General features: G+C 62.6%; 7 protein-coding genes and 1 pseudogene. All 8 read right to left on the reverse strand.

The genetic code is table 11. From position 1 onward, the window contains the following. Nucleotides 1-240: pseudogene (locus tag EWM57_RS14485) on the reverse strand (hypothetical protein); the annotation flags it as partial. A gap of 125 nt (nt 241-365) precedes the next feature. Next, on the reverse strand, nt 366-908 hold the full coding sequence (locus EWM57_RS14490) for a phage tail protein (protein ID WP_129921876.1): 543 nt from the start codon (nt 906-908) through the stop codon (nt 366-368). A gap of 114 nt (nt 909-1022) precedes the next feature. Then, nucleotides 1023-1526, reverse strand: coding sequence for a phage tail protein (locus EWM57_RS21615; protein ID WP_242510079.1), 504 nt, complete (start codon nt 1524-1526; stop codon nt 1023-1025). Between the two features lie 657 nt (nt 1527-2183). Next, nucleotides 2184-3338 (reverse strand): galactokinase, encoded by a 1155-nt coding sequence (galK, locus tag EWM57_RS14500; RefSeq protein ID WP_129921877.1) that lies wholly within the window; start codon nt 3336-3338, stop codon nt 2184-2186. Between the two features lie 118 nt (nt 3339-3456). Then, a complete protein-coding gene (locus EWM57_RS14505) occupies nt 3457-5940 on the reverse strand; it encodes a DUF5686 and carboxypeptidase-like regulatory domain-containing protein (RefSeq protein WP_165370524.1) in 2484 nt (827 codons plus the stop codon). Between the two features lie 278 nt (nt 5941-6218). Then, nucleotides 6219-7184, reverse strand: coding sequence for an NAD(P)/FAD-dependent oxidoreductase (locus EWM57_RS14510; protein ID WP_129921879.1), 966 nt, complete (start codon nt 7182-7184; stop codon nt 6219-6221). A gap of 149 nt (nt 7185-7333) precedes the next feature. After that, complete coding sequence (locus EWM57_RS14515; RefSeq protein ID WP_129921880.1) at nt 7334-13108, reverse strand: T9SS type A sorting domain-containing protein; 5775 nt, start codon at nt 13106-13108, stop codon at nt 7334-7336. Between the two features lie 809 nt (nt 13109-13917). Then, the gene (locus tag EWM57_RS14520; protein WP_129921881.1) at nt 13918-16650 is read right to left on the reverse strand and encodes a 4-alpha-glucanotransferase; all 2733 of its coding nucleotides are present in this window, start codon (nt 16648-16650) and stop codon (nt 13918-13920) included. Nucleotides 16651-16899: the final 249 nt, after the last annotated feature.

The raw sequence follows: 16899 nt of genomic DNA on the forward strand, positions 1-16899 counted from the left end.
CCCGCCGGGCGTGATTTTACGGATAACGTGGGCGTTGCCACCCGCCACGTAGATGTTGCCGGCCGGATCAATGGCCACGCCCAGAGTGAAGCCGGTGCTAGTACCGGTGCCGGAGGTGGTTCCGTCGCCGGCCACCGTTGTAATCGTCTGGGCATGGCCGGATAGCCTGAGCCCCAGCAGCAGCAGCACTGCCAGGCAAAGCCTGACCAGTCCCTGCCGCATAAAGTATGGGTGATTCACGAGAAAAAGGATTTAGTGAAAAAATGGGACGCCAAGCAATGCAAAGTTGGTAGTCGCAACGGGCACCGCCCTGCTGCCATCGGGCAGGCAGAACGGTGCCCTACGCTGGGGCCACTGGGCCGATATTAGTTGCGCGAGGGATAGATGCCTTCCGTGCAGATGATGTAGTTCAGGCCCAGGTAAGGCTGCATCACGCTTACGGGCTGGTTGCCGCCGGCCACCGAGGTCTGGCCACCCGCTACAGGCGAACCAGTCGACCCGTAGATGTTGGTCGTGGTGGTATCACCGGTACCCGGCACCGAACCGTTGGTCTGGGCCAGTGAAAGGCCGGCCGCCGGAGTTGCCGCCGTGGCTGCGCCTGACATGAACTGCTGGCCGTGCGTGTGCGCGGGCATGTTGTTGGTCGTCAGCGTTACGGTGGGCGTGCCAGCTATCTGGCCCTGGACCACTTGGGGCAGGCCCGGCCCGGTGCCAACGCCTACTGGTACGCGGCCCATCAAGTTGGGCAGGGCAAACGTGGTCTGGCCATTGCCACCATACGTGGTGCCAAGCAGGGAAAACAGGGCACTATTCTGGGCAATGGATAGGATCTGGCCGTTGCAGAACATGAAGCCACGGGGCGCGAAGTTGCCTGCAAACAGTTTGATAACGCCGAGGTACTCTTCCATATGGAAAAAAAGAAAGGAAAGGATGGAAATTAACTTTAGCACCCTGCTAAAGCGAAGGGAAAAAGATTCTTGACGCAGGAAGGTGTTGAGCGGCAATGCTGCCGCTGGGAGGGCTTAGCGCACCAGACGCGTTTTGGCGCGGCGCAGGTGCTGCAAGCGAAGCTCAATGCCGGCCTCGGTCGTGGCGGGGGCATTGGCTACTTTGATAGCCAGCGTGAAGGGAGCCACTGACTGCTCCGGGCTGTGGCCCGGCACGGCCCGACCCGTCGGCACAAGCTTGGGAAGGGCAAAGTTTGCGTTGCCGTCGCCGCCGTACATGGTGCCCAGTAAGGCAAACAGGGCCGGGTGCTGGCTGACGGGTAGTTCGCGCCCGTCGCAGAGAGCCCAACCCTGGGGGACGGTGGGGCCGGCCAGCAGCTTTACCATCCCGATGTATTCTTCGCCGCCCACGTTAGCCGAGGCGGGTAGGGCTGGCGTAGCGGGGGCCGCCAGCAAGGTAGCAGGCGCGGCCAGTAAGCCACTCCCAACGAGGGCGCCCAGTCCTTTCAGCCAGTGGCGACGGGAAGCAAGGCGGGGTTGAGCGGAAGCAGTGGAGAGTTGAGTAAAAAGTATTCCCATGTTGCGAGGCGTGAGGACTGGAACGAAGGTTGTGTGAGGTCGTAGGAAGGAGGGTGATTGTTGCTTAAATCCAAGTGGCAGCGATGAATGCAACAAAAAGGGAGGAAAACCAGTAAGCGTGGAGCCACCAATGGCCTTTCTTTGCTTGCTAGCAAAAGTTAGGCGCGGCAGGAGAGGTTAGAGGGGAAGGAAAGCACAACAGTAGAGGTAAAGGGCACTAGTAAGCAGCTCAGCACCGGTTGGAGCGAGTAATCAAACACGACCGGAGTCATGGGGGCTAAGGCTATGCCGGGGTAAAAAAGCCCAGCAAAGCTTCAGAGGCAGTAAGAGGAGCGGAAATCGAGGCCAGAAAGCGGCCTAATGCAATAGGAGTAACAGGGCGGGTAAGCAGTAGCACACGACGGGCTAAAACTTATACCAAAAGTAGAAAAACTAATTTATATTTTACAATCTTTTAAGAATTTCCATAGTTAATCCAATGTCTTAAGCTCTTATCGGCAGTATGGACGGGCTTTATCTATACCCAGTGCAAACCCTTGGGAATACACTGAACGAACATGGTACATATAATATATACTTATACATTACCTAGGTAGGCGCTGTGGCTGAATACCGAGACAGGACCGAGACCCGCGGTAGGGCGGCCATTGGTAGTACCTAAGCTTCGACCGTACTCACGCCCCCTACGATCGTGGCGTCGTAGGTTTCCAAGGGGCGACCAAAAAACTTTTCGTAGCCCTGGGTCATGTGGTGAGTGAAGTGCTCGACATGCTCGGTGGCCACCAGATTGATAGTGCAGCCGCCAAAACCGCCACCCATCATGCGGGACCCAAACACGCCCGGCGTGGTGCGGGTGAGTTGGACCAGCGTGTCGAGCTCAAGGCAACTCACGGCGTAATTGTCGCGCAGGCCGGCGTGGGAGGCGTAGAGCAGATGGCCGACGGCGCGTAGGTCGCCGGCGGCCAAGTGGCGGCAGGTTTCCTCCACCCGGTGGTTTTCCTGCACCACAAACACGCACCGCTTATGCACCGTAGGGCCTAGCTCGGCACGATGGGCGTGCACCTGGGCCAGGGTCACGTCGCGCAGGGACTGAATTTCGGGGTAGTGTTGCTGCAAAACGGCCATGCCCTGCTCGCACTCCCGGCGGCGGGTGTTGTACTCCGAGCTGGCCAGGCTGTGCTTCACCCCCGAATTGCAGAGCACCAGGTGGTAGGCGGCCGAATCGAAAGGAAAATACTCGTATTCCAGCGAGCGGCAGTCGAGACGCACAACCTGGCCGGCGCGCCCGTGCAGGCTGGCAAACTGATCCATGAGGCCGCACTGCACCCCGGCAAACGTGTGCTCGGCGGCCTGCCCGATCAGGGCCAGCTCCAGCAGGCTGAAGCCGGTACGCAGCAGCTCATTGAGGGCAAAGGCCAGCCCGCATTCTACCGCCGCCGACGAAGACAGCCCCGCCCCCATCGGCACGTTGCCCCCGAACACGCAGTCGAAGCCCGGCACAACAACGCCGCGCTGCTGAAACTGCGCCACCACGCCCAGCAGGTAGTTGGCCCAGGCCGTGTTGGTGCGCTGCACGGCGGCGGCCTCAGCGGTAAAGGACTCGTGCAGGTCGTGGGCGCGCAGGTGGATGGTGGGCGTATTGTTCAAGGCGACGGCAAAAACCATTTCCCGGTCGATGGCCGCGGGCAGCACGAAGCCGCCGTTGTAGTCGGTATGCTCCCCGATGAGGTTGATGCGGCCGGGAGCCCGGACCAGCAGTGGTTCCAAGTCGAAGTGCTGGCGAAACGCGGTGAGAATGGCTTGGGCGAGCATAAGCGGCAGGAAAAGCGGGCGGGAGAACGGACGCTGTGGGCATTATACAACGAAAATCCGGCGCAATGGATAACGTTCTGCCCCGGCTTAATGCAAGGCTTGGGGCAGCCACCCAGGCCTAGAGCTTAAACTGCAGGCTGAGCTTGACGCCAAAAGTCCGGGCCTCGGGGGCGTCGCGGTAGGTGAGGCGGTGCAGGAAGTCGAGGCGCACCACCTTGAAGATGTTTTCCACACCGTAGCCCACCTCGGCGTAGGGCACGTGGCTCAATGACTGAAACGTGGGCAAGGGCCGGCCGTCGAGGGGATGGAAGGCCGGGGTGAGCTGGCGGTTGGCCGCGCTGACGCCGCCGTAGAGCACGTTGGCCGAAGCTAGTAGGCGCCAGTTGAGCTTTTTGAGCAGGGGCACCGAGTTGAGCAGCATCCCCTCGAAGTGGTCCTCGACCCGCAGCGCCACGTACCGGTCACTGACAAACTCGAAGTAGCGCATCAGGTTGAACGCCGCCCCGTTGTAGAACGGCGACTGGTTGCCCAGGTGCGTCTTCAGGATCGGGTAAGGCACCGTGCTCGGAATGTAGCCCGCGTCGAGACGGTAGTCGGCGCGGCCGAGTTGGCCGAGCTGCAGGCTCTGGGTGACGATGAAATTGAACTTCTGGTACTGGAAGTTGCTGCCCAGCACGTGGTTGGCCCCCACGGTATAGCGCAGCGTAAACACCGGCCACTTCATCAGCCCGATGGCTTTGCGGCGGTTTTCGGTTTCGACCAGCACCTCGTCGCGGGCGTAGCGCGACTCCAGGATAACTTCGGCCAAAGTGAAGTTGGCCGACGTAGGCGCGCCGGGCTCCCGCTGCGGGGTTTTGTAGTAGGCAAACTCGTAGAGCGGGTCGAACTGCTGGTGGCGGACCGTGACTTTCTGGGTGAAGCCCCGGAACAGATCGGTTTGCAGGGAGGCCGATGAGAGGTTGCGCATCAGCGGCCGGCCCCGGCGCACGTTGCCCAGGCGGGCCGCGGCGTCGAAGAGGGGATTTTCCTGCCCAAACTCGTTGTCGAGCAAAGCGACCTGGTCCAGGTCGTGGCGGTATTCCACGGTGGCCACGGTCCAGTGGTTACGCTCCACGATGCGGTTGATGCGCACCCCGTATTTGAAGCGGCCGTCGTGGGTGCCGTAGGCCAGGTAGGCCTTGGTGAGCCAGTCGCGGCTCAGCTCGGGCGTGGTGCGGAAGCCGAGGCGGAAGCGGTGGCCCTCCACGTTGTTGAAGCCATAAGTAGCCAGCAGCGGCCCCACGTCGAGCTTGCCCACGCGCTTGTAGCCATTGACCACGATATCGGCCAAATCCAGCAACGACCGGACGCTGGGCAGTTCCTTCACCGAGTCGAGCAGTACGAAGGTGTGCTGCTCCTGGGCACTGAGCGAGTCGGGGCGGTGCTGGGCGAAAAAGTCCCGGGGTACGTCGTAGGCGTCGGCGGCCGTGGCCACCGGCCGGTCGTAAAAGGCCAGGTCGTGGGGGGCGTTGCGGGTGAAGTTGGAGTTGAGGGTGAGCAGGTTGAGCAGCACCCCGGCCTGCTTTTCGGCCGGCGTGACGCGGATAGCAACCTTGGTGCGCACCGGCAGGCCCGGACCCTCGGCGGGCGGGGTCAGCTCCTGAAACACCGTGAACTGGTCCACGAAGTTGATGTTGGCCTGGGGGCTTTTGCGCAGGTCGAGGCGGCGCAGGGCATAGGTTTCGGCCGTAATCCAGATAGTGCCCACGAAAGCCAGATCCTGGGGCCGCCGGGGGGTGACGCCAATCTGGTAGCACCAATCCTTGCCAATCCAGACCGAATCCTGGAGCTCGTACTCGTACGTGAAGCGCCAGCCGTCGGCAATGGGCGAAATGAAGTCCTTGCCCAGCACGTTCTGCCAGTTGGGGTAAAAATCGTAGTCCTGAAAGGAGGAGCCCAGAATCTGGGACAAAACCGAGCCTTCCCGCGGGCCGAGGCCCCGCATCTGGGTTTTGCGGATTTCCTCCCGCTTGCGCCCGGGCCGGTTGCGGGCGTAGTAGCGCGACAGAATTTCGGAGGCGAAGATGGGCAGATTGGCCGCGCCGTCCGCCGGCCGGGCCGCACCCAGACTGTCAGACAAGGTCAACATGTCCTGAATTACGCGGCGCTTGGCCAGGCGGTCGGGCAGGTTGGTGAGCGTGGTCTGGACGCGGTTGTAGGAATCAAACTCAAAGGCCTCGAGGCTGCGCTTGTCGTTTTGGGGCTTGCGGGCCTGCACCCGGCGCAGAATCTCGTAGGCCGGGTTTTCGTGGGGGCGTACCACTACCTCGCCCAGGGAAAAAGCCCCGGAGCCCAGCGCGAAGTTTACCGTCTGCCGGGGCTGGCGACCCACGGCTTTTTTCAATGCCGCAAAGCCCAGGGCCGAGGCCGCCAGCGTATCGAAGGGCTGGGTCACGGTCAACTCGTAGCGGCCCTCAGCGTCGGCGGTGATGCCAATGGCCGTGCCGGGCACAAACAACGACGCGAAAGGTACCGGCTTGCCGTTGCTGGCCTCGGTCACGCGGCCCGAAAACACGAGGCGCTGGGCGCTTCCCGGCAAAACGCCAACCAGCAGCAGGAGCACAAGCAGAAGCAGCGGGTAAACGTTTCTCATGCGGGCGTCAGCGCAACGGGTAGGGGTAAGGCAACAAGGGCAGCTTCGTAAATTATCGGGCCAAGACAAGCGTTTGCCGCCCGCGCCGCATTTCGAATGGATACCGGATTAGCAAGCTAACCAAAAGCCGGTCGGTTCAAAACTGAGCGGGCAAAATTGCGCGTCCAATCCCCGGGCTGTTCCCCCCAACCATCGGCGTTCCGGGAAAGTGCACGGCTGCCCGGAATTGTCCGGTTTTCGGCCGGGAGTTAGCGCGGGCATTCCTCCCGGGTCATCATCTCGTTGATAATCATGGCGGCCCGGGTGCCGTCGGCAGCGGCAATGATGGCTTTCTGGGGGCCGGGGGTGTTGTCGCCGGCGGCGTAGATGCCGGGCACGCTGGTTTGCCCACCCTTGTCGACCCACACCGCGCCCTTGCCCGTAATGCGGCAGCCCAACTCCTGGGCCAACGGGCTGCGTTGGTGCTGCTGGGGATGCAGAAATACCGCGTGTCGGGCCAGCTTGTCGCCGTTCTTAAACACAATGTGGCGCAGTTCCCCGCGCTTGGTGCCTTCGAGGTGGCTGATGGGTTCTTCCAGCACCCGGATGTGCTGCTGGCGTAGGCGCCGCCGGGCGTTCTGGGTCAGGTTGCCGGGGCCGTCAGTTACCAGTATCACGTCCTTCGACCACCGACTGATCAGCAGGGCCAGGCCCGTGGCCGACTTGCCGTGGCCGTACACGGCCAGGGGCGTGTCGCGGGCTTCCCAGCCGTGGCAGTAGGGGCAGTGCAACACGCCGCGGCCCCACATTTCGCGCATGCCGGGCAGGGGTGGCAGTTCGTCTTCCACGCCCGTCGCCAGCAGCACCTTGCGGGCCGTGACCGAGTAGGCGCGGCCGGCCTCGCTTTCTATGGCAACCTGAAAGCCGTAGTCCGTCGGCCGAATCTGGCTGACGCAGGCTTGCTGCAGCTGCACGGTAGTGTAGGGCTTCAACTGCTCCCGCCCCAGCTGGAGCAGGTCGGCGGGCTTGGTGCCGTCGCGGGAGAGAAAGGCATGGACGGCCGGGGACGTGACGTTGCGCGGGGCACCGCTGCCGCACACCAGCACCCGGCGCAGGCAGCGGCCGAGCAGCATGGCGGCGCTGAGGCCGGCGCTGCCCGCGCCCACAATCAGAACGTCGAAGTCGGTGCGGGGCTTTTCGGGCGGGGCGTGGCGGGGAGCAATTTTCTTGGGCATGGCTGATTTGGGAATGCCTACCCTATACCCGCAAAGGGCCCGCACGGTTAAGCTGCCCGCCCGGAAAATGCCCGTTCGGCGCCCGGAGCAGGGGCATAAAAAAAGCCTCTCCCGAGGGGAGAGGCTTTTTTGGGCTTACGCGGGGAAGGTTAGTTTTTCACCAGCGTCTTGGTAATCTTCAGGCCCTGGCCGCGCACGAGCACCACGTAGGTGCCGCGGGGCGCCTGCTCGAGGCTGAGCGTGTGCGAAAGACCACCGGCGCAAGTCGACGTGCTGATGGTGCGGCCCGTCATGTCTACTACCGTTACCTGGTAGCTGCCAGCAGGCAGCGTCGACAGGTCCAGGGTGCTGGCTTCCGTCGTGGGGTTCGGGTAGAGCTGGAACTCACCGGCTACCTGCGCCGTGAAGCTCAGCGTGCGGACGGGGCTGGTGCTGATGGTGCCGTCCGTATCAACCTGCTGCAGGCGGTAGTATACCGTGCCGCTGTACTTGGCGCCCACACCGGCATCGGTGAAGCTGTAGCTGTGCTCCTGGGTGGTGCTGCCCTGGCCTTTCACGGTGCCAATGGCTACGAAGTCGCCGCCGGCAATGGAGCGCTCCACGGTGAAGTGGTCGTTGTTACGCTCCGAGGCCGTGGTCCAGCTCAGGCGAGCGTCGTTTTTCACGGCTTTGGCAGCAAACTCCTTCAGCTCCACGGGCAGGGGCTGGTTGCTCGATACAGTGAACACGCCCGAGTACTCCGAGGTGTTGCCCACGGTCAGCCCGCCCACTACGGCCGGGAGGGTGGCCGTGGCCGTAATCTTGTTGGCCACGAAGCTGGCGGCCTGGGCCGGCGTCACGTCGAACGAGAAGGCGAAGCGGCTGGCGTTAACCTGCGAACCTTGGTTGAGGCCCATGTTGCCCACCACGCCGCTGTACGAACCGATGCGGTTGTCGACGTCGGCCGCGGTGTTCTCGGTAGCCGTAGCGAAGTAGGTAGCGCCTTCGCCGAAGTTCGTGGGGTCGGCGCTGGCAATGAAGAACTCAATCAGAGCACCGGTCCGCGAGTAGCCCGTTACGAGCAGCTTGCCGTTGTTGATGGTGGCCTGGGTGATAACCGGGAAGTTGAACAGACCGTTGGCGCCGCTGGCGGCAGTTTTGCCGTCGGCGTTCAGCGTTACAGCATCGCCGTTCGGGTTAGTGTTGTTAGCCGACAGGTCGATGCCCAAGTCGCCAGCAACCCCGTTGCCGTTGTTGGCGCTGATGTTGTTCTGGCTGAAGCGGTTGCCCGACGTGCCGCTCATGGCCACAATACCGTCGCCGGAGTTGGCCGTGATGGTGTTGCCGCTGAACAGGTTGTTGTTGCCCGACTGGATGCTGATGCCCGCGTCAGTGGCCGAAATCGTACCCACCCCGTTGCCGCTGATGGTGTTGCCGCTGATGGTGTTCGTGGCGTTGGCCCCGATACCGCCGGGCGTGATGAAGGTAATACCGTAGCCGTTGTTGGAGCTGATGGTGTTGCCGCTGATGGTGTTGCTCGAGGCATTAGAGAACAGGATACCGTTGCCGTCGTAGGCAATGGTGCCCGCACCCGCCGCGCTGGAGCGGGCCGAGAGCAGCAGGTTGTTGCTAACCGTGATACCGGTAGCACCGCCGGTGAGCAGCACCGAAGCAATGGCGTTGCCGGAGCTGGTCACGTCCGTCAGTACCGAACCCGTGGCGGCGGCGCCGTTGAAGGTCACGGCCGAGCCGTCGGAGGCTGGGCCACCGGCGGTGCTCAAGCTGCCACCCTTGGCGTTCAGCAGGCCAATCGAAGCAATGCGGGTGTTACCAGCGTTCACCAGCAGGCCGCTCACGCCGGCGTTGAAGCCGAAGTCAATCACCACTTCCGGACCGGTGCTCGTGGCCGACACGGCAGCGGTTTCCCCCGTCAGGTTCGACTGCACCTTGCCGTCGATGGTCGTGTTGGCGTCCGTGATGGCGGGCAGGGACGACGAAGGCGAGAAGGTGAAGACCTTGTTCGTAGCATCATACCCGGCAGCAGCTGCGGTGCCCAGGCGGATGCCCGGTACTGCCGTGCCTGTCGTGCGGCCGTCGCTCAGCATGAAGACGGCGCTTTCCTTGGCGGCCGTCAGGCCCTGCTGGGCCAGCTTGCCGTTGTCGAGGCGGTTGCTGTTGGTGATGAACTGCCGCAGCGAGCCGGGGCCCGAGTCGTTGGTGTTCACCACGGCGTCGAAGTTGAAGCCGAAGTCGTTGATCTGGGCCGTCACGTTCCGGTTTGGTACCACCACGGCGGCCACCGACTGGGGAGCGAAGGAGCCCGAGGTCAGGGCGCTCAGGTTCTGGCTGCCGTTGTTAGCGGCGGCATCGGTCAGAGCCGGGACTTCGCCACCTACTTTGTCCGTCACGCCGGTGCGGAAAGTCTGCACGGGCACCACGGCACCCGAGGCGGTGCGAACCGACGTCACGCCGCTATTCACTACCCGAACGGTGTAGTTGCCGCTGAACACGATGGGGAAGGAGTACAGGCCACCGGTCGTGGTGGTCGTCGTGGCCGACAGCACGCCCGTCTCGTCGTAGAGCTCTACGGTTACGCCGCTGCGGCCAATGGCGTTGGCTGCGAAGCCCGAGGCAATGGCCGAGTTATTGGCATCCTCGTAGGTGCGGCCAGCGCCGCCGCCGTAGTTCACGTCGTCGAAAATGGTGCCGCTCACGGCGGCCGTGATGAACACCGGAATGGTGAACGTGGCCGAGTTGGAGCTCAATGCCCCCGAGTTGTCGTAAGCCTGGTAGCCGAAGGCGGCGTTGCCGGCATAGCCCGCTACGGGGTCAAACTTCAGCTGGCCGGCTTCGGTTGGCGTCAGCTCCTGGCCAGCCGTGACGGCCACGCCATTCAGCGACAGAACCCCTTGCGAAGCATCCGGAATGCTGGTAATCAGGAACGACGCAATGCTGCCGTCCGAATCCGAACCCGACAGGGCCGAGATGCTCGTGGGACCATACTGGTCCGACATCCGCGCGTTGGTCACGTCAGCCACGGTGGGCACCACGTTGGCCGAGCAGTCAGACTTGGCCGCCGTCGTGGCATTCGTGATAACCAGATCATCTACAGTGAAAACAGTCGTACCACGAGTGTTGACGAATACGATCTGGACTTTAAGGTTTCCAGTGACCGTGTAAGGCGACGAAACCGGGAAAGCATTGGTGGATGTAATGTCAGCCGAAGTCACGGAAGCAACCGTAGTGCCTGCGGCATTAATGTAGTTGATGATGTAGTTGGGGCGGTTCTGGTTGTTCTGAACGGTGTTTACCTTGAGGTTGAAGGAAGTGGTACCACCGGTCAGATTGAGGAAAGGCGTCGTATACGAGGTCGTAACGTTGGCCGGCACAGAGGCAGACAGCGACTCACGACCCGTGAGGGAGTTTTCGGTAATGGTCACATCGCCAACGGTAGCTGCGCAGAAGTCAGCAATCCGGCCTTCAAAATCTTCCGAGTAGGTACCGTTGTTGGCCGTATTGATGGTTTGTACAGCCGTGTTATTGCTGTTGTTCCGGTCAGGAGTGGTAGTGGAACCAATGTTGGCAGTGGTCGTCAGATCACCGGTTTGCGTTACGCGGGCCGTAACGGTGAGGGTCTGCGAGCTGCCGGCCGTCATTGCGCCAATGTTCCATACGCCGGTACCGCTGTTGTACGTAGTGCCGGTAGGCGCGGCGGCGCTGACGAAGGTAAGGCCGGTTGGCAACAAATAATCAACCGTAACCCCCGCGCCAACGGCGGAAGAGGAGGCTACTACGGTGTAGGTAACCGTTTGTCCCACGCGGTAAGGGCCGAGCGTCGGCCGCTGCGTTACGCTGAAGTCGGAAGGAGTGGCAATGGTCGATACAACCGGAATGGTGTACGTAGCCGTGTTCGACGACGTCAGAGTCAAATCATCAGTAGCCTTATAGGTGAAGGTGCGGTTGCCGGTCGTGCCGTTGGGCGAGAAAGTGAGGTTGCCGGCATCGGCAGCGGCGATAACCTGGTTTAGGGTTACGTTGGCGCCGTTCAGCTTCAGCGTGCCGTTGCCGGGCAGCGATAGAATCGTGAAGCTGGCAACGGTAGCATCGCCTTGGGGGTCGGTGCCCTGTAGGGGCTCAATAGGGTTGTCCGTCGTGTTGATTGTCAGGGCGCCGGTCGTGACGTTGACGGCCGTGGGGGCCGCGTTGACGACGGTCGTAATCTGCGCGGCGGGCGTGGTGCCGTTGTTGTTGCCCGCTACCGGGTCTGAGGTGTCAGCCGTGTTGCGGGCCGTGCCGGTAACGGTGCTGTTAGGCATGAAGAACGATACCTTGTTGGTCACTGAGGCACCGCTGGCCAGCAGGGGCGTGGTGTTGAACGTCACGATGCCGGTGTTGGCCACGTAAGTGCCATTGGTCACGCTCACGCCGTTGGAGAAAGGCGGCAGCTGAATCGTGGGAACCACGTTGTGCGCCGCGTCCAAGCCCGAGAGGTTGGTGGTCGTGGCAGTGTAGGTTACCAGGGTGTTGAAGTTGGCGTAGGTCGGGCCGCTGATGGTGGTAGCGACGTCGGCCTGCTCGCACCAGGTGAAGGCGGAGATGTACACGGCCTGGGTGCCGGGGTTGGCAATTTCGGTCTGCAGGTTTTTGTAAATCAGTTCCAGACGAACGATGGGCTCGGTGAAGGTGATGGTCACGTTGCCGTCGGGGCCAAACGTACCGCCCGTGCCGGTGGCCGGGTTGGTGCGGCCCGTGATGCGGTTGTTGCCGCTGAAGAAGTTGTTGCCGTTGGGGGCCAGGGAAATGTCACCGGCGTCCAAGCGGACAATCGTGCCGTCGGCCCGGTAGCCGTTGAAGGTCACGTCATCGATGAAGGCGCTGCCTTCCGCGGCCGTACCCTTGTCCAGGTCACCCATGGTGAAGCTGAAGTTGTTCAGCGCCCGGTTGAAGTAGAAGTTGGCCGTGCTAGTCGTGTTGGCCGTCGAGGTGTAGTCCGTAAACCAGTCCAGGGCGTAGCCGGGGCTTGCGGCGCGGTAATCCACGGTGAACTGGGTTTCGCCAGCGGCGGCCGTAGACGAATAGCCGCTCACGCCGTTCAGGTTGTTGGAAATCGTGACCGAGCTGTTGGTAACGGTTGCCGTCCGGTTGGTTTTCCAGTTTTCACCGTCGGTACGGGTCGTGAAGTCGAACACGGAAGCCTGGCCGCAGGTGGCCTTGTTAACCGGAATGCCCAGGCGGCCCGTGTTGGTCGACGTGTTGCCGCTGTTGTCGATGGTGACGAAGCTGGCAATGGCATCGGTACCCGAATAGCCCGCCGCGGGCCGGAAAGCCAGCGTGGTGGCCGCCGAGTAGGTGTAGTTCTGACCCGTAGCTGCGGCGGCGCCGTTCACGAACAGGGCACCCGTGGCAGCATCCGGCAGCTGGGTGAAGCGGAACGAGCTGATCGAACCGTCCGTGTCAATCTGCCGCCAGGCGGTTGGGTCGCGCAGGTCCTGCAGCATCCCGTTGCCAATCAGCGTGGGGTTGGTGTAGTCCCGGGCTTCCGGCGGGAGGTTGTTGACTACCTGGAAGGAGTAGGTAGCCGTGTTGGAAACTTCGTTGTTGGTATCGGTGGCGCGGAAGGTGAAGCTGCGCGCGCCGACGGCGCCGGTGGTCGCAAAGGCAATATACTGGGCCTGGTTGGCCGAAACCGTCATGCCTGCCGTCACCTGGATAAACTGGCTGATGGCCGCGTTGGCCGTGTACAGCGTGCCGTTGGCGGGAATCGTCACGAAGGTGAAGGTGTTCAGGTTGCCGTCGGCGTCGGTGGCGGCCAGGCCGCGGTCCATCTGCACGAGGTTACCGTCGTTCTTCACCAGCGTCGGGGACGTGACGTTGGTGGCCACGGGAGCCGTCGCCGGCTTGCCGAAGCCCGTACCCTGCAGGGGCTGCTTGGCCGTCGGCTTCACCGGGGGAAGAAATGCGGCGGGGAGCAGGGCCTCCGCGGCGGGGCCGCTGAAAGCACCCCGCGACAGCCCCAGGGCCGGAACGGCCGGGGCCTGTTCGGCGGCCGGCTGAGCACTATTTACACGCGGTAGAAATTGTTGAGCCCTGGATTGTTGCAGGGGTGTCAATGTCACACCAAGCAACAAGGCTGCTGTTAAGCGTAAGATTGTTTTCATGAAAAATTACAAAAAGAACAAGAAAGGTTGCAAAAGAAGAGTGCTGAGCACAAGGTCTGCGTACGAAAGTGCAAACTTACTCTGTGTAAATTAATTACGTAGGATTTTTCCCATAAATCTTGCTGAATATTTATCCGCGCCATTGGGTTATTAGCTGAATATTGAACAAAATCCGGGCTCCAGCGTACGGCAGCGCCGATTATGGTGGTCCAGCCAAACCAAGTCCAGCAACTGCCCAAGCGCGGCATTCGACAATAGTTGGCAAGAAGCGCATCACAGAGGGCAGGGCTAAGGCAAACAACGTGAGAAAACACTCCGGACCTATGGCGCGCGGCGGCGGCTAGAGCCCAGCTACAAACTTACTTCTTTGGTCCCAGAGCCGCCCTAGGTTCTCGCTGAACAACCCTGATTACTCGGTGAATGGAAGCTGGACAATACCGAACGGCAGATGGCTCCGCGCCAGCCCTCGGTCCTGCCGCGGACGTACCGCCCGATACATACTACGGCCCGCCCCAAACGGATTTCGCCCGAAGGCTCAGCGCGTCATATTCCTATGAGGCTCTGGTCTTTCGGGCGAAAAATCGCTTTGCAAAGGGCTAGTAACTGCGGTTGCGGCCGCTGCGGGCCACGAGCTGGAGCAAGTCGTGGTTAAAGCCGGCTTGGTGAACCAAGTCTTCCAGCTCCAGGTGCAGGCGGTACTTCCAGAAGTGGGTGGGGTTGGCCGGCACGTTGATCTGCTCGTCCAGCGGGTTGGCCCGGCGCAGGTCCCGGTCCATGGCCAGCAGATCCTGGAGCGGGAATATGGCCCACATAGCCGGGGAGTGCAGGTGCTGGGCCGTGATTTCGCGGGCTACCCAAGGCTCGCAGTGGTAGGGCGCACCCTCGCCCCAGTGGCCCAGAATGGTTTCGAAAAAGCGCTGGGTCCGCTGCGGGTCTTCTTCCCACCAGCCGCGCACGGTGCTCATGTCGTGGGAGCCGGGGCTGACCACCGACAGGTAGGGAGCCGCGTCGGGGTGGCCGAACTCCACCTTGGGGTCGGAGGGCATGCGCTGGATGTTGAGCCCCAGCATGCCCAGGGCCTTCATCACGCCCGGCACCGAGGCCGGTACCATGCCCAGGTCTTCGCCGCAGATGAGCATGTCGGTGGCGTAGCGCACGGGCGGCAGCTTCACCATGCCCTGCTCCCGCCAGAAATCCTCGTGGCGGCGGTAGAAGTAGTCGTTGTAGATGTCGGCCATGCGGTGCCGGTCGGCATCGTTGAGCTCCCGGAACGAGTAGCTCTTGTCGACGGTGATGCGCGGGTGAAACTCGTCGGGGCCGGTCTGCACGAACAGCACCTCGTTGCAGAGCTTGTAAAGGCCCGTGCGCAGCCAGAGCAGGTGCTCGGCGGCGCTGGGCTCGGCGGCGAGCTTGAGCTCGAAGGCGGCTTCAATCTCGCGCTGGGTCTGGTAGCCTGCCTTCAGCAGGAAAGCCCCGTAGCCGACGTCCTGCAGAAACTCGTTTTTGACGGCTTCGGCCTGATCCTTAAAGATATCGGTTAGGATGTGCCAGCGGATGTAGGGCTGGCAGAGGCGGCCGTAGTCGAACCAACCCAGGCGCTGCCCAATCTCGGCGCGCGACATCGGCAGGGCCGGCGAGAAGTGTCCGAGCAACCCTTCTACCGAATGCGCCGGCATTTCCCAGATGCGGAAAAAGCCCAGAATGTGGTCGATGCGGAGCGTGTCGAAGTAGCGGGCCAGGTGGCTCATGCGCTGCTTCCACCAGGTGTAGCCGTCCTGGGCCATTCGTTCCCAGTTGTAGGTCGGGAAGCGCCAGTTCTGGCCCGTGGTGGAGAAGTCGTCCGGCGGGGCGCCGGCCTGCTGGTCCATGTGGTAGAGCTCGGGCTGAGTCCAGGCGTCGACGGAGTGACGGTAGATGCCGATGGGCAGGTCGCCCTTGAGCACCACCCCGCGCTGGCGGGCGTAGTCCACGGCTTCGAGCAGCTGCTTGTCGAGGTGAAACTGGGTGAAGAAGTGCACGCCCACCTCGTCGAAGTCGGGCTGGCTTTCGTCGGTAAAGGAATCCAGGTTCTGCGGGGTCTGAAACTCGGCGGGCCACTGCGAGAAGTCGGCCGTGCCGAACTGGTCGCGCAGGGCGCAGAAGGCGGCGTAAGGCACCAGCCAGCTTTTTTGCTCCTCGCGGAAGGCTTTAAAGGCCGGGTCGGCCAGAAACTGCTTTTTCTCCTGCTGATAGAGCTTCTTGATAAACCGCCACTTGGCTTCCATCACCGGCTCGTAGTCCACGAAGTCGCGGCCGTTGAGCTCGGTGCGCAGGCGTTCCAGCTCGGCTTGGTCGGTGGGGTCGGCCAGCTCGGCAATGGCGTCCAGGTTCAGGTACTGCGGGTGCAGGGCAAACACCGAAATGGCCGCGTAGGGGTACGAATCGACCCAGGTGTGGGTGGCGGTAGTATCGTTGATGGGCAGAATCTGCACCAGCTTCAGACCGGTGCTCACGGCCCAGTCGACGAGCAGCTTCAGGTCGGGAAACTCGCCTACGCCCAGTCCGCGGCGGCTGCGCAGGGCAAATACGGGCAGGGCTACGCCGGCTCCGCGCCAGTTGCCGGTGGGGTAGCGGAAATTCTCATCGGCCAGCACGCGCAGGGTTTTGCGCTCCGCCGAGGCCGAAATCACCCGGTCGTCGCCGCTTTCCAGGTGCAGAATCTTTTTCTCGCGCGGGTCCCAGATGCCGTACTTGTACTGAGCGGTGCGCTCGGGGTATTCCAGGGCCACGTCGGCCGTCCAGGTCGGGTAGCGCTGGTCCGAGAGCACCACGGCCTTGCGGGCGTCCCAGGCGCCCAGGGCCGGGTCGGAGCCGAGCACGCAGAGCTGGTGGTCGGAGTCGACGCGGGGGGCGTCGAGCTGGAAGCGCACCACGGAGTCGGCGAGGCGGGCCGTGGGCTTCTCGGGGGCCGCAGCCGGGGTGGGGCGGCGCATCAGGGCTTTGGTAAAGGCAGCCGTGTGCAGCTCGTTTTCGGGCTGGGCCGCCGGGCGCCAGTAGTCGGCCAGCACGAGGCGGCTGAACTGCCGGCCGTCGTAGCTCACCGTACGGTTGGGGCCCCATTCCCAGTCCTGGCTGCCGGTGCGCTCATCGAGCAGCACGTACTTATACTCTACCGTGCCGGCCTGCTCATCGGGCAAGCTGATTTCCTGGCTCCAAAGGCCCGCCGCGGGCTGGTAGTGCAAGCTCAGGGCGTGGTCGAGGTTCCAGGCACCCAGCGCGGGTGCGGAGCCGCAGACCACCAGGCGCTGGCCCCAGGTGGTGCGGAAGGGCAGAGTAAAGCGAAGAATCATAGGGCGGGAATTCGAATGGGGGCGAAAGATACTAGAGTCTAGGGGGAATCGGGTGTAATCGGGGCCCGGAAAACGTAAATATTTAACGCAACTAATCCGGGGTGAAACGGCGAACCCGGCCCGGTACCGGCGCCCCGCGGTCCGCCCCGAAACCACCCGCCGTTTTCGGGGTCCTAAGCTGAGCCCTACCGCCTTCCGGCCGGCAGCCGGCCAATTCAGAGCCAACCCCGGCGCGGTTTCCTGCGTTTG

Source organism: Hymenobacter persicinus (assembly GCF_004167665.1).
Classification (GTDB): Bacteria; Bacteroidota; Bacteroidia; order Cytophagales; family Hymenobacteraceae; genus Hymenobacter; species Hymenobacter persicinus.